Origin of the sequence: Vibrio sp. 10N.222.55.C6, from assembly GCF_041473395.1 — a bacterium.
Taxonomy (GTDB): Bacteria; Pseudomonadota; Gammaproteobacteria; order Enterobacterales; family Vibrionaceae; genus Vibrio; species Vibrio crassostreae_C.
Window position 1 is genome coordinate 1 of sequence record NZ_JBFRSD010000270.1, and the last position, 581, is coordinate 581.

General features: G+C 38.7%; 1 protein-coding gene. It reads left to right on the forward strand.

Annotated features, from left to right (window positions below):
- Window positions 1–22: 22 nt before the first annotated feature.
- Window positions 23–580, forward strand: a complete 558-nt coding sequence (locus AB4486_RS23605; protein ID WP_055024802.1) for a carboxymuconolactone decarboxylase family protein — start codon at window positions 23–25, stop codon at window positions 578–580.
- The last annotated feature ends 1 nt before the right edge of the window (window position 581 follow it).

A 581-nucleotide genomic window follows, 5' to 3' on the forward strand; every position in this document is an offset into this window, starting at 1 on the left:
ATAATAAACCGAGAGAATTATTATGTTTAACTACCACAATATTGAAACAGCACCAGAAGCATCAAAGCAAATGATGGAGCAATCTAAAAAATCACTTGGTTTAATTCCAAATTTACATAAAGTGCTAGCAGATGCTCCTGCAACTTATCAAGCTTATTTGAAGACTTATGAGTTATTCACGCAAAGTACACTATTCAGTCCACTCGAAGCTCAAGTGGTTCTGATGACATCAAACTTTGAAAACAACTGTCACTATTGCGTTCCTGGTCATACGTGGATCATGAAATCAGCTAATATGCCAGAAAGCATTATTGAAGCACTACGGGAAGGAAATGAGTTACCTGATGTCAAACTACAAGCGTTGCATGTCTTTACTAAAGAGCTACTAGATAATCGTGGTCATATAGGTGATGAAAAGTTGCAGAACTTTCTAACGGTAGGATACACAGAGCGGCATGCGCTTGAAGTGTTGACAGGCCTAGCTTGCAAACTTATTTCAAATTTCACCAATGCATTATCTCATACACCAGTTGATGCCCCATTAAAGGCTTTTGACTGGACTCACCCTTCAGAGAGGTAAG

Coding starts and splice junctions, on each gene's coding strand:
- AB4486_RS23605 (WP_055024802.1), top strand. CDS start 23: ATGTTTAACTACCACAATATTGAAACAGCACCAGAAGCATCAAAGCAA.